The following is an 18,176-nucleotide window of genomic DNA, read 5'->3' as shown; positions in this document are numbered from 1 at the left end:
ATCTTGGCCGAACCCGGAGCGGACAGCCAGCCTCGTCGGTCGTGGGAAGATGGAGGAGCACCTCCGGGTGCGTTCCGCCTTGGTGTAATGGCAGCACGACGGCCTTTGGTGCCGTTAGGTCCGGGTTCGAATCCTGGAGGCGGAGCGGGGACCACGCCGTCCACGTTGCTTCACCTCACGACGGCGCAGGCGCGAAGCCGTGAGATCCGGGTTCGAAACTGTATTCAGCGTTATCGGCCGGAGAGGAAGCCGAACGATCCGCTGCGACGCCACGCCGCCCAGCGGGGCCAAGTTGAGCAATGTACTGATGTAGTACCTGTAGTGCTGAGCCGACGTGCCTGATACATTGGGGAGATGGTAGACATCCTCAAGATCAGCATCACTGGCAAGGTCAGCTACGAGGACGAGATCAGCGTCGCTCAGGCGGCGCGCATCATCACGTTCCTCAACAGTGATGAGGGGGAGGCCGTCTCGTCCGACGGTTTGGACGGCCCCGCGGTCGGCTTTGTTGAACCCGATCGCCAGTCTTCTAACCGCAAGAAGGTGGAGAGCCCCCGCGACGCAATCGCGATCTCGGGTGCGAAAAGGAATCCGGAGAAGATTGTCGCGCTCGGGGCCTTCGTGCTCCAGGATGGCGGCGACACCTTCAAGGCAGAGGATGTCAAGGCGCAGTTCCGGCGCGCGCGGGAGAATGCGCCAGGTAACTTCTCACGGGATCTGTCGCAGGCGGTTTCAGCGGGATGGATTGCGGAAGAGGGGGCAGGCGAGTTCTATCTGACCACCAAGGTCGACGGAATCTTTGACGATGGCTTCTCCTTCGCGGGAGGTTCCAAGACGCGAGCGCCGCGCAAGACAGCCAAGGCCCAGAAGGCGAAAAGCAAGCCGGAAATCTTCGCTGGGCTCGATGAGTTCGCTTCCACCATGGATGGGTTCCCTCCCTACAGCAAGATGAAGTTCAACAAGGATAAGCTCCTTTGGGTGCTCTTGTATGCGAAAAAGCACGGCGTCAAGGGCTTGGCGAACAAGGACGTTGAATGGATCACCGACCACATCGGCGACGGTATTCCAAACGGGCAAATCACCGCCGCATTTAACAGTGCGAAGGGACCGGGCTACGCAAATCGCTCAACGCAGGATCAGACCATCCGAATCACCAGCGACGGCGAGGCCTACCTTGCGACTGTTGGCGCGAAGAACGACGCCTGATGCCCAGTCATGATTCGGTAGCGCTGCGTTTGCAGCGTCTCGATTCGCAAGTTCAGGCACTGGTGCTCGCTGCACTCGCGGCAGACCGCGCGGATGACAAGGTTGTGACGCCGGCCGCTGTCCTGCAGATGTTTCATAACTTTGCGGTGCCGGCACCCGCGAAGATCGGTAACACTTTCGCCTCACTCAAGACGAAAAAGCTGCTCACATCGGTGCCGGGCAACGGCCGGTACAAGGTCACGCCTGCGGGTCACGAGAGGATTGCCGAGTACATGTCGGGTCTCGACCTGGTCGCGCTTACGGCCGAGGCTGCATCGAGTAATGCTCCGGTGTTTGGCCAGACGCAACTCGCGCTGGTGCCGCCGACTCTCGCACCGCCCGCTCTCGTTCAACCCCTTCGCGGCTTCCTCGAGGAGCACCCCTTCGACACCAACGTCTTCGGCATGACCCGTTTCCCAGATGCGAAAGCCGAGGCGCGGGACCCGGTTGGGCGGGCACTTTCGGTGGCAAAGGAGGTCTGTGCAGACTACGGACTTGAGTTCCATCTAGCGTCCGACCGTCAGCTGGTCGACGATCTGTGGCCGAACGTCATGGCGCACATGTGGGGATCGCGTTACGGCATCGGATTCTTTGAGGACAAGGTGGAGCGCGGGCTGAACTACAACCTAGTTACCGAGGTCGGCTCAATGCTCATGACGGGCCGCCGCTGCGCGCTGCTCAAGGACGGCTCCATCGAGAAGATGCCGACCGACTTCATCGGCATGATCTACAAGTCTGTCGACTTGGCGGTCGAAGCTACAGTTCGCAACGAGATAGAGCGCTGGATCACGGATGACCTGCGCGTCGGCAAATAGCTCGTGTGTGCCTCCCGCCCGTTGCCAAGCTCGGGCAAGAGCCGCCCATCGACGCGCGATCGCAGGCACTGTGCGGCCACGGAGCATCACAGATTATCTCCGTGGGCATGGTGACGCGCCGAGCCGGCCGGGCACCCGGTTCGCGTAGCCACCGCCCCGCCGCCGGCGACCGCGAAGCGTGGCACGCATGCCGGCGAGACCGGCAAACTGACGAATCCGTTCTCGCGGCCGACAGTGTCTTCTGCGATCGGAGAGGAAAATGCTGTGTGGAGTGGGTCATATAATTTCGAGTTGAGTCAGTGGGGAGTTGGACACGGCGGCTTCCATTCGCAGTCACTCGTCTTTCAGACGCGTGATCGCGAGCCGACCAGGAATGTCGGAGCACCCTTGCACCTTCGGGTCGTTTACGATTGCGGATCCGGACGGACCAGGACGGCGCGCCCGGCGCTCGCGGCCGCGGTGAGCCGCATGCTCCTCGAGGTGCCCGACGCCTCCGTGATCGACCTCCTCGTCGTGTCGCACTTCGACCAGGACCACATCAACGGTCTCGCTCTGCTATCAACCGAGCTCCAACGGCGTCAGATCACCGTCGGGAGGATCTGGGCGCCGGTACTCACCGGGATCGAGGCGCTCGTCGTCGCGCTTCAGTCGGCGCCCGGGCAACGCGCAGGCGTCGCAGACTTTCTGGCTGACCCCTTGGATGCGCTTGAGACCTTGTTCCCGGGCGCAGAGGTTCTGTCGCTGCCTCCGTCAACAGACGCAATCCCGACGAACGAGCCCCCGGACGACTCACTAGGACCGGACCCGGACCCGGACCCGGACGCGGACCAGAACGCGGATGCGGACGGCGCCGTGAGGCTGGTCGAGGTGAGCCTCGTGGACGAAGTTGTCGGTGCCGGCCTCAAAGTCCGCGCGGCGAACACCAGTCGGCCGGCCGTGGACGAGCCGCTGTGGGAACTGCAGCCCTACATCACCGAGTCGTCGCTTGAAGGGGCCACGAACGTCGAAGCAGTGGTCAGCGCAAGACTCGGCAAGCCCATCCACGAGTGCACACTTGCCGACGTCCTCTCGCTCATGTCCGACAGTGCATTGATGAAGCAGTTCAACGCCGCAGTAAAGGCTCATCATGCAAACACCCCGCGGGGGTCCCGGGGTTCCGGCGCGAGGACGGGGCCAAATCTGTCGACGATCTGTCTGTACTCGGGGCCGGTTTCACCATACGACTGGTGCCGGTACCGGCGTGGGTGGGACGTAATCGGCTCCGCTCCGGAAGTCGTTCCTATCGCACCGTCCTGGCTCGGTACCGGTGACGCAGGACTCGTGGCGGCCCAGCATGTGGACGCGATGCGAGCGGTGCTCGGGCAGAGTCGGCTCGACCGGGTGGGAGTTGCTTCAGTTCCACACCACGGCTCGCGCCTCGATTCGGGCGCACCGCTCTGGGACGCCCTCACGAGCCTGCGGCGGGTGACCATCGAGGCGGCACATCCGGTGGGCGGCCAGGGCAACCATCACCCGCACGCGCCGGTGCTCCGGGAGTTGAAATCGCGCAGGTTGAAGGTTCATGTCGCTGTAGACGGGGCGGACTTTCACTCATACGACCGACGGATCCGCTAGCCCGCGGGGCTCAGCGTCAGACTCATTCGGTTCGGGCGGGCAGGTCAGTGTGGATCGAAGGATCCAATCGAAGCGCCCCTTACTCGCACGGCCCAGTGTTCGTGGGACGGATCCCCGGTTACCGTGGAGCGCCCGCCTCGACTGGGATCCGGGATCCGCGCCACCACTGGCACCCACGAATAGACCGAACACCTCTTATCGGCCGGAAGCTACCTCCTCGACTACGGTCCGCAGCCTTGCACGCGACGCAGCGATGTGCCGCCAGTACGGCCCGCCGTGTGCCCACGCATCGTTGAACGGAGGCAGGAGGGAGCCCACGACCTGTGCTTCGACTTCAGCTGGTTGAAGCCGTGTGGTCCAGGTCAACTCGAGGTGCTCCTCGATCCAGGACGTGACCCGAGACTCCGCTGGTTCAGCTAGCGCGAACTTCGCGCGCGGCTTCAAGTCGATGCAGTGAGCCAGATCCAGTTCGTCGACCAGAAGCGCGCACAAGTTGCGCCGCAATGTCGACATCCGTGTCGTGCTGAGATGCATGCCAGCCCCACGTGTCCCGAGGCTCATCTTGGCAACGTCGACGTAAAGGGGAAGACGCACGTCGATCGGAGGGAAGCCTGGAGGGGTAGAGCGACAGCAGCGCCCCCTTTCGATCCCACCAGGCATACAACCCCGGTTCGGCGACGTTCTCGACGGCCCGAGGGTGCTGGTGGACAGCGTTGAGCAGCGCCTCCCGTGTAGCCATCCAATGCACGAAAGCAGCTTACAAACCAGGGAACAGAGCTCAGACGACTATGGACAGTAACGACGCAGGTAACAAACAGCGCGCCTGTCGTCAACGGCGGGTCCGCGAACGCCTACGTGCCGTTCACGAAGCGGAGGACCGTTCGCATCGCATCCACCGCTACTTCAGCGTCCTGCAGCTCGACGCGCGTGCCACCCTCATGGACGGCTGTGTTGCGTTTTTCGAAGAGAACCGAACCAGCTTCGGCGACCAGTTTGGGCGCATCGGTTAGACGGCGCTTCACCTGCTGCCCGTTGCCACCGCACGCCATCTCTACGGCCAGACGTGCGGACAGGACTGCCTCTCGATAACACGCGCTGTCAAGGTGCGTTGCTGCAGTTCGAGCGTGCGCGGTGCTGGGAGACTCCTCGATTGCGGCGCGAAACGCATCGCGGTAGGCGGTGTCCGGTGTGGGACCGAGCAGATACGTCAGAGCCGTGTCGCCGTTGAAACGGACTACGTCGTAGGAGTCGACAGCGGTACCACCGGAGACGAGCACGTAGTCTCGGTAGCCTTGTCGCTCATAGAGGTTCGGCATCGAATCCCGCGCGCCCACGAAGCTGGGACTGGCAAGAAAGGTGACGAGGTGGTCCTTCGATGTGCCATACATCTCAACTTTTCGGCCAGTCACTTTCTGACGCAGCCGCAGCCCCCGCGCGCCGCCGGCCTCGGTGTATTCCTCGATGTAGCACCATAGGGACAACGGGGGTTGAGCGACGCTGGTCGTCTGAATCCTCACCGTCGCGGAGAAGGCCTCATCGAACAGTACGACCACCTGATCGGCGTTCTGTGTGATGACCCGTCCGGAAAGGAGGATGAACTCATTCCGGCTTCGGGGCTCGATCAGGCCGTTCCCATGCCGAAAGCTGTCTTGGAGCAGGTTTCTCAGCGGAGCCATCGTTGCCATCGTCGTGTCGCCGGTCGCGACGCGCACGTGTCGGGAAGTACCCTTCTCGCGGAGCCGCAAGTCCGGCCGTCCGTCCTCAGCTCGAATGAATTGGACGAAGCATTTGATGGTGCCCGATGCCTGCGCGCTGCGCGCGGAGACTGCGGCGCGGGCGGCTCGACGCGCTCGCGGATTAGATTGCGACATGCTTTGCAGCGCTCGGCAGAGGACTGGTGGTCTTCACGTAGCGAACATACGCGAAGGCGGTCCACATCGAGTAGCGCTCACCAGCACCGCGCTGCGTTCGTTAGGAACTGGGTTGTAGCCGTCGCGCTCTCCGGCTGTAGACACCGGTGAATCGGCACAGCTCGGCCGCGTCGAAGCACTGACGGAACCGATCCGGTCAGCCGCTCGTCACCACGAACTCGGCGCGTAGTCCTTCAGGAAGACACCGAACACGTCCTCGCCGGCTTCGCCCCGGACGATCGGGTCGTAGACGCGGGCTGCCCCGTCGACCAGATCGAGTGGCGCGTGGAAGCCTTCTTCGGCGAGCCGGACCTTCGTGGGGTGCGGCCGTTCGTCGGTGATCCAGCCGGTGTCGACGCTCGTCATCAGGATGTTGTCGGTCTCGAACATCTCCTGCGCGCTCGTGCGGGTGAGCATGTTCACGGCGGCCTTCGCCATGTTCGTGTGCGGGTGCCCCGGCCCCTTGTAGGCGCGGCCGAACACCCCTTCCATGGCGCTGACGTTCACCACGTAGGTGCGGCGTCCCGTGCTCGCGGCCATGGCGGGGCGGAGCTTCGAGATGAGGATGAACGGCGCCGTGGTGTTGGCCAGCTGGACCTCGAGCATCTCGAGCGGGTCGACCTCGTCCACCTGCTGGGTCCACGAGTTCTCGTCGTGCAGGTCGGGGACCAGGCCGCCGGCGTCGATCGCGGTGCCCAGGGCGAGTCGTTCGAGCGAGCTTGACCCCGGCGCCATCGCCTGTTCGGTCAGCTCGTCGGCCCGGGCTGCGGCGGCCGCGAGGATCGGGTGCGCGGCCACCGAGCGGGCGAGCGCCAGCGGGTGCTGGTCGTTCGTGTGCCCGAAGGTCACGAGTTCAGGCAGTGGTCCGTCGGGCAGCGGCGCGAGTTCCGCGTCGACCAGTGGCTGGTAGGCCCCGGTCGACCGGCGCACGGTCTGCGTGGCGTTGTTGATCAGGATGTCGAGGGGACCGGACGCGGCGACGTCCTCGGCGAGCCCGATCACCTGCGCGGGGTCGCGCAGGTCGATGCCGACGACCTTCAGACGGTCCATCCAGTCGGCGGAGTCGGGCAGGCTCGCGAACCGGCGCACCGCGTCGCGGGGGAACCGCGTGGTGATGGTGGTGTGCGCCCCGTCGCGCAGCAGCCGGAGCGCGATGTACATGCCGATCTTCGCGCGACCGCCCGTGAGCAGCGCCCGCTTGCCGGTCAGGTCCGTCCGGGCGTCGCGCTTCGCGTGGCTCATGCGAGCGCACGCCGGGCAGAGCTGGTGGTAGAACGCATCGACGACCGTGTAGTGCTGCTTGCACATGTAGCAGGGCCGTGACTTCAGCAGCGTGCCCGCGGTGGTCGATGCGGTCGAGGCGCTGATCGGGACGCCGCGGGTCTCGTCGTCGATCCGGTCGGCGGCCCCGGTGGCGGTGGCGGCGATCACCCGGCGGTCGGCCTCGGCGATGACGCCGCGCTTCTCGAGACGGTGCGCGCGCTTGACGGCCTTGAACATCTTCGCGGTGGCCTGGCGGACCCTGATGAAGTCCGGGTGCGTCTCGTCGATCGACGGCAGCTGCTCGAGCACCCGGAGCGCGACGGTCAGGTCGTCGGGGTCGATGCCGCTGGGTTCGGGGTGCTCGGAGCTCACACGCGATCCTACGTCGGGACCGAGCACCGATCAGACGAGCTGCTGCTCCATGCACACGCTCGTCGGGTCGTCGACGTACGGGCCGAACCGGGGGATGTCCGCGTACCCGGCCTTCCGGTAGAGCGCGATGGCCGCGGCCTGCGGCAGACCGGTCTCGAGCCGGACGGTCCCGATGCCGACCGCGCGGGCCCGGTCGTGCAGGGCGTCGAGCAGCCGCGTCCCCACGCCGAGCCCACGCGCGGCGTCGCTCACGAACATGCGCTTGACCTCGCCGGTGCCGTCGCCGGCGTCGACGAGCGCCACCGTGCCGAGGGCGGTGCCGTCCTCGCGCGCCACCAGGAACGTGACGTCGGGCTGGTCCAGGTCGTCGACGTCGAGGGCGTGGTAGTTCTCGGCCGGGTAGAGGCTCAGTCCGTAGTCGTCGCCCTGCTGCAGCAGGTGCAGGACGTCGTCCTGTCGGGGGCTCTCGATCCGCACGGTCAGCACCGTCACACAGTAGCGAGGACGACGAGAACAGTGGGCAGACGAGGCCCCCGGCCGACGGCGATCAGACCAGGAGTCCCTCGCTGACCTCCCACAGGCGCCGGGCATCGTCGGCGTCGAGCATCGCCGAGTTCGCGTCGGACGGGATGCGGTCCGCTGTGAGGGGCAGGACCCGGTCGTCGATCACGGCGACGTCGCTGTCCTTCAGGTAGACCCCGCCGACGCCGTCGAGCAGCGGGCTCGCGGCACCGAACACGAGCGTCGCTGCGCCCTGCTCGACGGTCTTCTTGCCGACCTCGGGGTCGATGACGGTCACCCCGTGGTCGTCGACCAGTCCCTGCTCGCGGTACGACGCGAGCACCGCCGGGTCGTGCGGGCCGGGTCCGATGATGACGCCCGGGTGCGCGGCGAAGGCTCGGATGCCCTGGTCGGCGTACCGCCGGTCGAGCTCCACCGTGAACAGGACGTTCGCCCGCTTCGACTGCCCGTACGCGGTGACCGGGTCGTACCCGTGCGCGAACGTCAGGTCGTCCCACCGGATCTGCCCGAACCGCGCCGCGCCGGAGGTGACGGTCAGGACCCGCGCACCACGGGCCTCCAGGAGGGCGGGGAGGAGCGCCCGCGTGAGCTGGAAGTGCCCGAGGTGCGTCGTCGAGAACGCCAGTTCGTTGACGCGGTCGTCGAGCCGGCGGTCCGGGGTGAAGAGCATCGCGGCACTGTTCACGAGCATGTGCAGCGGGCGGCCGGAGGCCGACCAGCGCGCGGCGAAGGCATCGACCGACGACGGGTCGGTGAGGTCGAGGGTCTCGACGTGGATGCCCGGGATGTCGGCGACCGCTGCGGATGCCCGGTCGACGTCACGCGAGGCGACGGTGACGTCGGCGCCGGCCGCCGCGAGGGCGCGGCTGGTCTCGCGGCCGAGGCGGCTGTGTCCGCCGGTCACGACGACGTTCCGGCCGGTCAGGTCGACGCCGTCCAGGACGTCGGCGGCGGTGGACGCGGCGGTGAAGCCGCTGGGCAGGGGGTGCTGGTCGGTGATCACGAGTGGTGCTCCTTCGATTCGATGTGGCCGACGGCGGCAGCAGGGCCGGCCCCGACGGCGGCGGCAGGGCCGACGGCGTCGGCGATCGCCGACCACGCGTCGGGGTCGAGCCCGAGCTCGGTCCGGAGGAACGCCGTCGTGGTGTGGCGGACGAGGTCCACACGCTCGGGGCTCTCGTCCGTGGTGGCGGTCGACTCGTAGTCCTGGATCCCGCCGAGCAGGTGCTCGCCGCCGTGGACGGTCACCAGGTGCCGCGCGCCGGGGCTCAGGTGGTAGACGTCGGTGAACCAGTCCGGGCCTCGCGTCGAGAGCTGGGACTGGTCGTGGTCGCCGGCGACGACCAGTGACGGGGTGTGCAGCTGGCTGAAGTCGGGGCTCATGAACGCGAAGTGCTCCTGCGCGAACGGCGCGAGGTCGCCGCGCGCGATCCCGGTGGTGGACAGCAGGACCCCGGCGCGCACGCGGTGGTGGGTGCGGTCCTCGCCCGGCCGCCCGTCGGCGTCCAGGACGCGGGCCCCGAGCAGCATGCCCACGGACTGTCCGCCCCACGAGTGTCCGACCGCGGCGAGGCGCGCGGTGTCGACGCGCCCGCTCAGACCGGGGACCGCGTCGATGATCTGGTCGAGGTCGTCGAGCACCCGCTCGAGGTCGTCGACGCGCGTCTGCCAGATGGTCGGGTAGCGCGGGTCCTCGAGCGTCAGCCCGTAGGCCTTCGCGTCGAGGAAGGTCGGTTGGACGACGACGAAGCCGTTCGCGGTCCAGTGGTCGACCAGGGGGTCGCCGCCGGTCATGGACTGGCCGAAGCCGTGGGCGAAGACGATGACGGGCAGGTCCGTTCCGGTCGTCGGTGCGGTGATCCGGACCTCGAGGTCCTGACCGCGCGAGGGTGCGGGAAGCGTGACGGGGCGCACGCTGATGACCTGCGGTCGAGGTGCTGTGGGTGCCATGTGGGCCTTTCCGGGATGCGGTGTCGCCCGTGGTCGGAGCGATCGTCGTCCGAAACGGAGCGACGTTCCGGCACGATACGGAACAGCGATCCGGATTGCAAGAGGAAGCGGAGCATTGTTCCGCATCGCGTCGGTGTCGTGCGATGATCGACGCATGAGCACCCCGTCGACCGACCCCGTGCCGCGTCGCCGTCGCGACGTCGAGCGCAATGAGCGCACGATCCTCGACGCCGCTGCCGCGGTCTTCACGGCCTCGGGCGTCGGCGCACCGGTCCGCGAGGTCGCCACCGCCGCCGGTGTCGGGGTGGGCACGCTCTACCGGCACTTCCCGACCCGTTCGGACCTGGTCGTCGCTGTCTACCGGCACCAGATCGAGGCCCTGGTCGACGCCGGGCCGTCGCTGCTCGACTCCGAGCCGACGCCGTTCGACGCCCTGCTGCGCTGGGTGCACCAGTTCGTCGACTTCCTCGGCACCAAGCACGGCCTGGCGCGTGTCTGGGAGGGCGACGCCGACGGCTTCACGGCGCTGCACACGCTGTTCGTCGACGAGCTCGTGCCCGTGCTCGGCCGGCTGCTCGACGCCGCGCGGGCGTCCGGCGAGGTGGCCGCACCGACCCCGCCGTACCAGCTGCTCCGGGCCGTCGGCGACCTGGTGGCGTGGAGTCCCCAGGACCCCGACTACGACGTCCGGACGATCGTGACCCTCCTGGTCACCGGGCTGCGGCAGGCGCAGCCGACGGTGACCGACAGCGCGTAGCCGGTCACGTGCACTGGTCGCGACCGGCACCGGACTGGAGGCGCGGTGCGGGCTGTCACGGGCCTCCCGTCTGGCGTCGCGACCGTCTCGGGCCGCACCAGCGCCGTCGGAGCGCCCCGCTCAGACCGCGTCCGGCTCCGCGGGGCAGCCCGCTGTGTCCTCGTGTTCCGGCAGTACGTCGACGTCGGTGACCGTGTACCCGAGCGGCACCTGGCCGAGCGCGAGCAGGAGCGCCGTCCGCCGGTCGTTGTGCTCGGTCTCGATCACCCGCCGCTCGGTGGGCACGACGACGAGTCGGACCCGATGCGTCACGGGTGCCCCCACGCTGCGATGCCGCGCAGGCGTCGCTCGGCGTGCTGACCACGTCGTCGACGCAGCAGCAGGTGGCGGACCGCGAGCAGGTGCGGGAACTCGACGAGCATGCCGACGACGATCGCCGTGGTGACCAGCGGCTGGTGGGGGAGTGCGGCACTCGTCAGCCCGATCATCAGGGGCGCGTTGCGGGCCGCCGTCGTCATCGCGAGCAGCGCCGACCGCGGGTACGACAGGGCGGCGAGGCGTGACGCCCACTCGGCTGCGATGAACACGACGGCGAAGAAGACCACCGCGCACCCCAGCACGGCGACGAACACCGGCAGGTTCGCCAGCAGCAGCGCGATGTGCGAGGCGAAGAGCCCGGCGACCATCGCGCCCACGATCCAGGGAACCGCGCGGCCGGGCAGGGCGGCGGCGCGGGCTCGAGCGCCGTCCGGCAGCAGTGAGATCCCGAGGCGGGTCACCACGGCGATCGCGGCGGGCAGGACGAACCACTGCAGCAGGGTGCCGACGGTCCCCACGGCATCGACGCCGGCGTTGCCGCCCAGGACCGTGATCCACACCGGGAACAGCAGCAGCTGGGTGACCATGTTGATCGGCAGCAGGGTCGCCCCGACAGCGGTGTCCCCGTCGCTCAGGCGGGTGAACGCCAGGAACCAGTCGGTGCAGGGTGCCAGGAAGTACAGCATCACGCCGAGTTGGACGGCGGGGTGCCCGGGCAGGGCCACGCGGGTGAGCAGGAACGCGACGAGCGGGGCGAGCAGGAAGTTCATGCTCCAGGCGATGCCGATGACCTTCCACGCGCCCGTCGTCCGTGGGAGGCGGCGCAGCGGGACGTCGGCGAACAGGGCGACGACCAGGGTGATCACCAACGGGTCCACCACGGAGCCCATCGCGTCGCCGCTCGCGGGGGAGGCCCCGCCGATCACCGACCCGACCAGGATGGCGCCGCCGACGATCGCGGGGGTGGCCCAGAGCCGTGCACCGGCGGGGTGGGCGGGCCGCTGTGCCGGCATCAGCACGCGCATTCGACACCGCAGCAGCTCAGGTCGTCGGTGAGCATCCCGGCGTCGTCCCACTCCTGCAGGGCGCCGCAGTCGCGCCCGGCTCGTTCGCCGATGACGCGGGCGACGTGGGCGAACCGCTGCCGGAACTTGTACACGAAGCAGAACTGCAGCCCACCGTGCCGGAGCGCCGTGCCTGCCAGGAACAGCCCGGGCGTGGTGGTCGACTCGTCGTCCTCGGTGAGCAGCGGCCAGCCGTCCGCGCGGGTGTCGAACAGGCTCGCGGCCGGCCCGAGCCCCGGGCCGTACCCGGTGGCGAGGATCGGTAGCGCGTCCGACACCAAGGCGGTCCGTCCGGCGACGCCGACGGTGAACCCCTCTCCGGACCGTTTGATGCCGGTGACCTGGCCGTCGTCGACCAGGGTGAGGCGTCCACTGGCCCGCGCGGCCGCGAGCCGTTGACGGGTCCGCGGGGCGAGGCGGAACGACGGGTCGGACCCGCTGCCGGCGTCCCAGGGGTGGGACGGGTCGACGACCGTCACCGTCGCCCCCTGCTCGACGTGGTGGCACGCCAGGTCGATGCCGGACTCGAAGCCACCCACGACCACCACGTGCCCGGACCGCGCCACCCAGGCTGCCTCGGCGGACGCGTGCACCCCGAGCGAGGTGCCCGCGCAGCGGGGCAGGACCGGGTCGGAGAACTCGCCGCCGGCCCAGACCACGTTGCGGGTGATGACGGGGCCGCGGCTCGTGGTCACGCGGAAGCCGTCGTCGTCCGGCTCGATGCGCTCGACCTCGGTGTCGAGCAGGGTCGGCAGGTGGAAGGCCGCGACGACGCCGCGCAGGTACCGGGCGTACTCCGGCCCCGAGGGGTAGTCGGTCCCCAGGCTGTAGGCGGGTGAGGTGCGCGGGTGGACCGCGTTGAGGTCGGTGGCCCCGAACCCGTTCCCGGTGAAGGACGGCGTCAGGAACCGCTGGTGCTCGGGCCACCGCCGGAACGTGTCCCCGACGACGCCGCGTTCGACGACGCCGAACAGCAGGCCGTCGACGGCGTGGAGTGCCAAGCCGGTGCCGACGCCGGCCGGTCCGGCTCCGACCACGAGGGCGTCGAGGGTCTCGGTGGGGTGTGGTGCTGGCATGGGGTCGGTCTTCCCAGCAGCTGCGGCTGCGTCGATGGAACGGCCACTGTCGTGTGGTCGCTGAGCCCCATCTTAGTGAGAAGCATTATCAGCAAGCTACCGCAGCATCAGCCCACCGGGGTCGAGTACAGGACCGCCAGGGTCGCCACCAACCCGACGACCACGATGGCGAGGTCGAGCACGGCCAGGGTGACGAGTCGGGCCCGCTGCGGCCGGACGGCCGTCCGCACCACGACCATCGCCACGAACAACGCGACGACGAGCACCAGCGCCGGCCAGCCGATCGCCGGCGCTCGGATCGCCATGAGGACCATCACCGCGGCGACGATGACGGCCGTGACGGCTCCCCACACGAGCCAGTTCGAGCCCGACGCCGTCCGGAGTGCGGGCTGGTCGCCGACGCGGGTGGGATCGGGGCGGCGGGGCTGTTCGTCGGACACGAGCCGGACGGTACGCGGCGGCCCCTGCCCGTGCCCGCAGCCGCCCGGCCACGAGAAGATGGGGTGTGCACACCGCCGCGACCATCCTCGACGCCGTCGTCCGGCACATCGACGCGACGGGGTTCGCCGCACACGGCATCCACGTGCGCACGCGGACTTCGGCGCCGGGCACCGATGACGTCGCCGAGCGCCACTGGACTCCCGACGTCCGGCGCGAGGTCCACTCCGCCGCCAAGGGAGTCTGCGTCCTGGCCGCCGGCATCGCCGCCGACGACGGCCTGGTCGACCTCGACGAACCGATCGCGACGTACCTGGTCGGCACCGGCCTCGGGGCGGAGACCGGCCTCGTCCTCGGCGACGGCGTCGACCGGGTCACCCTCCGCCACCTGCTCACCATGACCAGCGGGATCGACATGCCCTGGTCGGCGACCGAGATGACGGACTGGCCGGACCTGGCGGCCGAGTTCCTGCGGCGCCCGTCCCGCGGCCGGGTGTTCCAGTACGCGAACGCCAGCACCTACACCGCGATGCGCGTGCTCGAGACCCGGGTCGGCGACGTCGGCGCGTTCGTCGCGGAGCGGCTGTTCGCGCCGCTCGGCCTCCGGGACGTCGAGTGGCAGCGCTGCCCGAACGGGTTCGTCGCCGCGGGCGAGGGGCTGTCGCTCAGCACCGAGGAACTCGCCCGCGTCGGGCACCTGATCCGCGAACGCGGGGTCGTCGACGGACAGCGGATCGTCAGCGCGCGGTGGTGCGACGCGATGCACACCGACTGGGTGGAGCGCGAGGACACCGGCCCCGGGTACGAGCGGTACGCGCTGGCGGGGTGGGGTGGTCCCGGCCGGCTCTGGCGCCTGCACGGTGCGTACGGGCAGATGCTCCTGTTCGACCAGACCGAGGGTGACACCGACACCGACACCGACAGCGACACCGGCACCGGCACCGGCACCGTCGTCACCATCACCGCCGACGACCACTTCGGCGCCGACGCGCTCGCCGCCTTCGTCGCCGACGAGCTGGCCCGGCAGGACCCCCGCCAGGACCCCCGCCGGTAGCGACCGCGACGACCCGACCTGCACGTCCGCGCGCGCCCGGCGTGGGAGGATCGATCAGTGCAGCAGCAACCCGTCGCGATCATCATCGCGGCCATGAGCGAAGAGGTCTCGGCCTTCGCCGACCTCTTCGGCGGCGTCCCCGTCCTCGACGGCCCCGTCGGTGGCCACGACCCGCACCAGCTGCTCGACATCGGCGGCGCCACGGTCGTCGTGCGCCGCAGCGGCATCGGCTTCACGAACGCCACGGCCGCGGTCGCCCACGGCTTCCACGACTTCGGCCCGGGCATCCCGGTGATCAGCGTCGGGACCGCCGGCGGGCTCATGCACGGTGTCGCCATCGGTGACGTCGTGGTCGGCGACCGGTACGTCAACCTCAACGCCGACGCCACCGCGTTCGGCTACGCCCTGGGTCAGGTCCCCGGCATGCCGACCGGCTACGCGCCGGACGCCCGGCTCGTCGAGCTGGCGATGGGCGCCGACATCGCGTGGCCGCTGCGATCGGCGACGATCGGCTCGAGCGAGGTCTTCGTGACCGAGGGTCGTGCCCGCGCACTCCGGGTCGCGTTCCCTGACGTGGCCGCGGTCGACATGGAGTCGGCCGCGATCGCGCAGTTCGCCCACGTGCACGACATGCCGTTCGTCTCGGTCCGGTGCATCAGCGACCTCTGCGCGCCGGACGGAGCCGAGTTCCGCGAGCACCTGGACGACGCCGCGGCACGCGCAGCGCGCGTGGTCCACGACCTGGTGCTCGGCCTGCGTTCCTGAGTCCGCACCGGTGCACCGGCCTGGAGGCGTGACTCGCCGCCGCCGGTCTGCCGGCGGTGATCCGGGCCTCCAGTCCGTCCCGCCTGGTCGCGTCCGTGCATGCGTTCCGCGGCCATCAGATGGCCGGAATTGCGTTCCACGGACGTTCCGGGACGGATTGCGAACTCGGCTCGGAGGCCCTCGTTAGCCTCCATTTCGGGGGGCCAAGGAACCACGGCCAATCACACAGGGAGATCAGCCATGAGCGCCTACACGAGCGACGAGAACGTCGAACCTGCACGCATCACCACCTTCAAGCGCGTCCGCAAGCAGTGGCGTCGGACGGGTGAGGTCGGCTACACGCACAGTGGCAGCGACTTCTTCCGCGACGACGCCCCCGAAGCGGTCCAGCGGTAACCAGCGGCAGCCATGGAGTGCCCGCCAGGAGCGATCCTGGCGGGCACTTCTGCGTCAGCGACCGAGCTGGTCCCGCAGGTAGGGCGCGGTCCGGCTGGTGGTCGACGCGGCGACCTCGGCGGGCGTGCCGGAGGCGACGACCCGGCCGCCGTCGTCGCCGCCCGACGGGCCCATGTCGATGACGTGGTCGGCGCTCGCGACGACGTCCATGGCGTGCTCCACCACGACGACCGTGTTGCCCGCGTCGGTCAGGCGGGCGAGCTGGGCGGTGAGCAGCTCGACGTCGGCGGGGTGCAGGCCGGTGGTGGGCTCGTCGAGCAGGTACAGGGTGTGGCCGGTCCGCGCGCGCTGGAGTTCCGTGGCGAGCTTGATGCGCTGCGCCTCGCCGCCGGACAGCTCCGGAGCGGGCTGGCCGAGCCGCAGGTAGCCGAGGCCGACCTCGCGGAGGGTCTCGAGTCCGCGCCCGGCTGCGGGCAGGGACGCCAGGAACGGCGCCGCTTCGTCGACGGTCATGCCGAGGACGTCGGCGATGGACGCCCCGTTCCACCGGACCTCGAGCGTCTCGGCGGTGTATCGGGAGCCGTGGCACTCGGGGCACGGTGCCCAGCTGCCCGGCAGGAAGAGGAGTTCGACGGACACCGACCCCTCGCCCTGGCAGACCTCGCACCGGCCGCCGGCGACGTTGAACGAGAACCGTCCGGCGGTCCAGCCCCGGGCCTTCGCCTCGTCGGTCTGGGCGAAGGCGGCCCGGACCGCGTCGAACAGGCCGGTGTAGGTGGCGAGGTTCGAGCGGGGCGTCCGGCCGATCGGCTTCTGGTCGACCTGCACGACGCGGTCGATGAGCGGGTGCGACGTCGCGACGCCGGGCAGCACGCCGCCGACGAGCGACGACTTGCCGGAGCCGCTGACCCCGGTGACCGCGGTGAGCACACCGAGCGGCAGGTCGACGTCGAGCCCCCGCAGGTTGTGCAGGGTGAGGTCGCGGAGTTCGAGGGTGCCGATCGGGGTCCGGACGGCACGGTCGGCGGTCGGCTGCCGGGGCTCCAGGAAGCGCCGGGTGACCGATGCCTCGACCTCGGCCAGGCCGACGACCGGGCCGCTGTACAGGACGGTGCCGCCGCCGGTGCCCGCGCGGGGGCCGACATCGACGATCCAGTCGGCTCGCCGCACGATGCTCATGTCGTGCTCGACGACGAAGACGCTGTTGCCGCCGGCGCGCAGGTCGTCGAGGACGTCGACGAGAGACTCCGCATCGGCGGGGTGCAGCCCGGCGCTCGGTTCGTCGAGCACGTAGACGACACCGAACAGACCGGAGCGCAGCTGCGTCGCGATCCGCAGCCGCTGACTCTCACCGGGGGAGAGCGTCGGGGTGGCGCGGTCGAGCGCGAGGTAGCCGAGACCCAGGCCGACCAGGACCTCGACGCGGGTGAGCAGGTCGCGGGAGATCGCCACGGCGACCTCGGTGTGCTCGCCGGACGATGCTCGCGACGTCGCCGCTGCCGCGTCCGTGATCGCCGCGATCGGGCGCAGGACGTCGGCCAGGCCGGTCAACGGCAGGGCGTTCAGCTCGGCGATCGAGTGGCCGCCGATCGTGACGGCGAGGGCGGCTCGGGTCAGGCCGGTTCCGCCGCACAGCCCGCACGGGCCGGACTCGACGAACTGCAGCACCTTCTTGCGCTGGGTTTCGCTCTGCGAGTCGGCGAGGGTGTGCAGCACGAACTGGCGGGCGCTCCAGAACCGGCCCTTGTAGGGCTTGGCCACACGGTCGCGCTTCGGCTGCACCTGCACGACGGGCTGTTCCTCGGTGAAGAGCAGCCAGTCGCGGTCCTTGCGCGACAGCTCGCGCCACGGGCGGTCGATGTCGTAGCCGAGCACGGCGGTGACGTCGCGCAGGTTCTTGCCCTGCCACGCACCGGGCCAGGCGGTGATCGCGCCGTCGCGGATGCTCAGCGACGGATCGTGCACGGCCGATGCCTCGGTGACCTCGTGCGCGGTCCCGATGCCGTGGCACCGGGGGCAGGCGCCGGCGACGGTGTTCGGCGAGAAGGAGTCCGACTCGAGCCGGTCGGCGCCGGACGGGTAGGTGCCGGCACGCGAGTAGAGCATGCGCATCGAGTTCGACAGCGTGGTCATGGTGCCGACGGTGGAGCGGGAGCTCGGGGCACCGCGGCGCTGCTGCAGGGCGACGGCGGGCGGCAGTCCGGTGATCGAGTCGACGTGCGGGGTGGACCCCTGCGCGATCAGCCGCCGCGCGTACGGGGCGACGGACTCGAGGAACCGGCGCTGGGCCTCGGCGAAGACGGTGCCGAAGGCGAGCGAGGACTTGCCGGAACCGGAGACGCCGGTGAACGCGACGATCCGGTCGCGGGGGATGTCCACGTCGACGTCGCGCAGGTTGTTCTCGCGGGCGCCTCGGACGCGGATGAAGTCGTCCGGCCCGGGTCGGTCGTCGGTGGGGGTCGAGCGAGGAGCGGGCATTCGCTCGATCGTAGGCTCGGCCACTGGGAGAAGCAGTACCGGTGCGGAACCGCGAACGACGAAGAGCCGCTCCGCCCTGATCGGCGGAGCGACTCTTCGTGTCGAGCGGTGTTGCGGCAGGTGTTACTTGATCTGGGCG

At 69.4% G+C, this 18,176-nt stretch carries 18 protein-coding genes and 1 tRNA gene; 8 read left to right on the top strand and 11 right to left on the bottom strand.

Annotation, left to right across the window (positions count from 1 at the left end):
* The first annotated feature begins 73 nt into the window (after window positions 1-73).
* From BIU89_RS15960 to BIU89_RS15945, 4 genes are all read left to right on the top strand, one after another.
* Window positions 74-145, top strand: a tRNA-Gln gene (locus BIU89_RS15960).
* A gap of 209 nt (window positions 146-354) precedes the next feature.
* Entirely contained in the window at window positions 355-1,206 is an 852-nt protein-coding gene (locus tag BIU89_RS15955) for a hypothetical protein (RefSeq protein ID WP_071248215.1), read from the top strand.
* Window positions 1,206-2,060 carry a hypothetical protein gene (locus BIU89_RS15950; protein ID WP_071248213.1) on the top strand — a complete coding sequence of 285 codons (855 nt, stop codon included), beginning with the start codon at window positions 1,206-1,208 and terminating at the stop codon, window positions 2,058-2,060. The genes BIU89_RS15955 and BIU89_RS15950 overlap by 1 nt, the downstream gene beginning before the upstream one ends.
* Before the next feature lie 468 nt (window positions 2,061-2,528).
* The gene (locus tag BIU89_RS15945) at window positions 2,529-3,674 is read left to right on the top strand and encodes a hypothetical protein (RefSeq protein WP_071248210.1); all 1,146 of its coding nucleotides are present in this window, start codon (window positions 2,529-2,531) and stop codon (window positions 3,672-3,674) included.
* A gap of 195 nt (window positions 3,675-3,869) precedes the next feature.
* Here BIU89_RS15945 and BIU89_RS19115 read toward each other — a convergent pair whose 3' ends face one another.
* The 6 genes from BIU89_RS19115 to BIU89_RS15920 form a co-directional block, all read right to left on the bottom strand.
* Entirely contained in the window at window positions 3,870-4,334 is a 465-nt protein-coding gene (locus tag BIU89_RS19115) for a GIY-YIG nuclease family protein (protein WP_368073341.1), read from the bottom strand.
* Between the two features lie 191 nt (window positions 4,335-4,525).
* Window positions 4,526-5,386 carry a hypothetical protein gene (locus tag BIU89_RS15940; RefSeq protein WP_071248207.1) on the bottom strand — a complete coding sequence of 287 codons (861 nt, stop codon included), beginning with the start codon at window positions 5,384-5,386 and terminating at the stop codon, window positions 4,526-4,528.
* 366 nt (window positions 5,387-5,752) lie between these two features.
* The gene (locus BIU89_RS15935) at window positions 5,753-7,219 is read right to left on the bottom strand and encodes an SDR family oxidoreductase (RefSeq protein ID WP_017886157.1); all 1,467 of its coding nucleotides are present in this window, start codon (window positions 7,217-7,219) and stop codon (window positions 5,753-5,755) included.
* A 30-nt stretch (window positions 7,220-7,249) separates the two neighbouring features.
* Window positions 7,250-7,705 carry a GNAT family N-acetyltransferase gene (locus BIU89_RS15930; protein ID WP_111100045.1) on the bottom strand — a complete coding sequence of 152 codons (456 nt, stop codon included), beginning with the start codon at window positions 7,703-7,705 and terminating at the stop codon, window positions 7,250-7,252.
* A 61-nt stretch (window positions 7,706-7,766) separates the two neighbouring features.
* Window positions 7,767-8,744 (bottom strand): SDR family NAD(P)-dependent oxidoreductase, encoded by a 978-nt coding sequence (locus BIU89_RS15925; RefSeq protein WP_071248204.1) that lies wholly within the window; start codon window positions 8,742-8,744, stop codon window positions 7,767-7,769.
* Window positions 8,741-9,691 (bottom strand): alpha/beta hydrolase family protein, encoded by a 951-nt coding sequence (locus tag BIU89_RS15920; protein WP_083404429.1) that lies wholly within the window; start codon window positions 9,689-9,691, stop codon window positions 8,741-8,743. Before BIU89_RS15920 ends, BIU89_RS15925 begins: the two co-directional genes overlap by 4 nt.
* Before the next feature lie 154 nt (window positions 9,692-9,845).
* On the opposite strand from BIU89_RS15920, the gene BIU89_RS15915 reads away from it, so the two are divergent.
* On the top strand, window positions 9,846-10,448 hold the full coding sequence (locus BIU89_RS15915) for a TetR/AcrR family transcriptional regulator (protein ID WP_071248198.1): 603 nt from the start codon (window positions 9,846-9,848) through the stop codon (window positions 10,446-10,448).
* Window positions 10,449-10,568: 120 nt separating this feature from the next.
* Here the strand turns inward: BIU89_RS15915 and BIU89_RS15910 are convergent, their stop codons facing one another.
* The 4 genes from BIU89_RS15910 to BIU89_RS15895 all read right to left on the bottom strand — a co-directional run bounded on the left by BIU89_RS15910 (window position 10,569) and on the right by BIU89_RS15895 (window position 13,346).
* Complete coding sequence (locus BIU89_RS15910) at window positions 10,569-10,760, bottom strand: hypothetical protein (protein WP_139179285.1); 192 nt, start codon at window positions 10,758-10,760, stop codon at window positions 10,569-10,571.
* A complete protein-coding gene (locus BIU89_RS15905) occupies window positions 10,757-11,779 on the bottom strand; it encodes an arsenic resistance protein (RefSeq protein WP_071248482.1) in 1,023 nt (340 codons plus the stop codon). Before BIU89_RS15905 ends, BIU89_RS15910 begins: the two co-directional genes overlap by 4 nt.
* A complete protein-coding gene (locus tag BIU89_RS15900; RefSeq protein WP_071248193.1) occupies window positions 11,779-12,906 on the bottom strand; it encodes an NAD(P)/FAD-dependent oxidoreductase in 1,128 nt (375 codons plus the stop codon). Before BIU89_RS15900 ends, BIU89_RS15905 begins: the two co-directional genes overlap by 1 nt.
* Window positions 12,907-13,013: 107 nt before the next feature.
* Window positions 13,014-13,346 (bottom strand): hypothetical protein, encoded by a 333-nt coding sequence (locus BIU89_RS15895; RefSeq protein ID WP_071248191.1) that lies wholly within the window; start codon window positions 13,344-13,346, stop codon window positions 13,014-13,016.
* A 65-nt stretch (window positions 13,347-13,411) separates the two neighbouring features.
* On the opposite strand from BIU89_RS15895, the gene BIU89_RS15890 reads away from it, so the two are divergent.
* The 3 genes from BIU89_RS15890 (at window position 13,412) to BIU89_RS18705 (ending at window position 15,559) form a co-directional block, all read left to right on the top strand.
* The gene (locus tag BIU89_RS15890) at window positions 13,412-14,398 is read left to right on the top strand and encodes a serine hydrolase domain-containing protein (protein WP_071248188.1); all 987 of its coding nucleotides are present in this window, start codon (window positions 13,412-13,414) and stop codon (window positions 14,396-14,398) included.
* Between the two features lie 57 nt (window positions 14,399-14,455).
* Window positions 14,456-15,163 (top strand): 5'-methylthioadenosine/S-adenosylhomocysteine nucleosidase, encoded by a 708-nt coding sequence (gene mtnN, locus BIU89_RS15885; RefSeq protein ID WP_083404427.1) that lies wholly within the window; start codon window positions 14,456-14,458, stop codon window positions 15,161-15,163.
* A gap of 240 nt (window positions 15,164-15,403) precedes the next feature.
* Window positions 15,404-15,559 carry a hypothetical protein gene (locus BIU89_RS18705; RefSeq protein ID WP_155896774.1) on the top strand — a complete coding sequence of 52 codons (156 nt, stop codon included), beginning with the start codon at window positions 15,404-15,406 and terminating at the stop codon, window positions 15,557-15,559.
* A 54-nt stretch (window positions 15,560-15,613) separates the two neighbouring features.
* Here the strand turns inward: BIU89_RS18705 and BIU89_RS15880 are convergent, their stop codons facing one another.
* Window positions 15,614-18,037, bottom strand: a complete 2,424-nt coding sequence (locus BIU89_RS15880) for an excinuclease ABC subunit UvrA (protein ID WP_071248186.1) — start codon at window positions 18,035-18,037, stop codon at window positions 15,614-15,616.
* Window positions 18,038-18,176: the final 139 nt, after the last annotated feature.

The sequence above is a fragment of the Curtobacterium sp. MCBA15_005 genome (assembly GCF_001864855.1).
GTDB lineage: Bacteria > Actinomycetota > Actinomycetes > Actinomycetales > Microbacteriaceae > Curtobacterium > Curtobacterium flaccumfaciens.
Note: the sequence above shows the minus strand (reverse complement) of the source record. Positions and strands in the feature narration are given on the sequence as shown.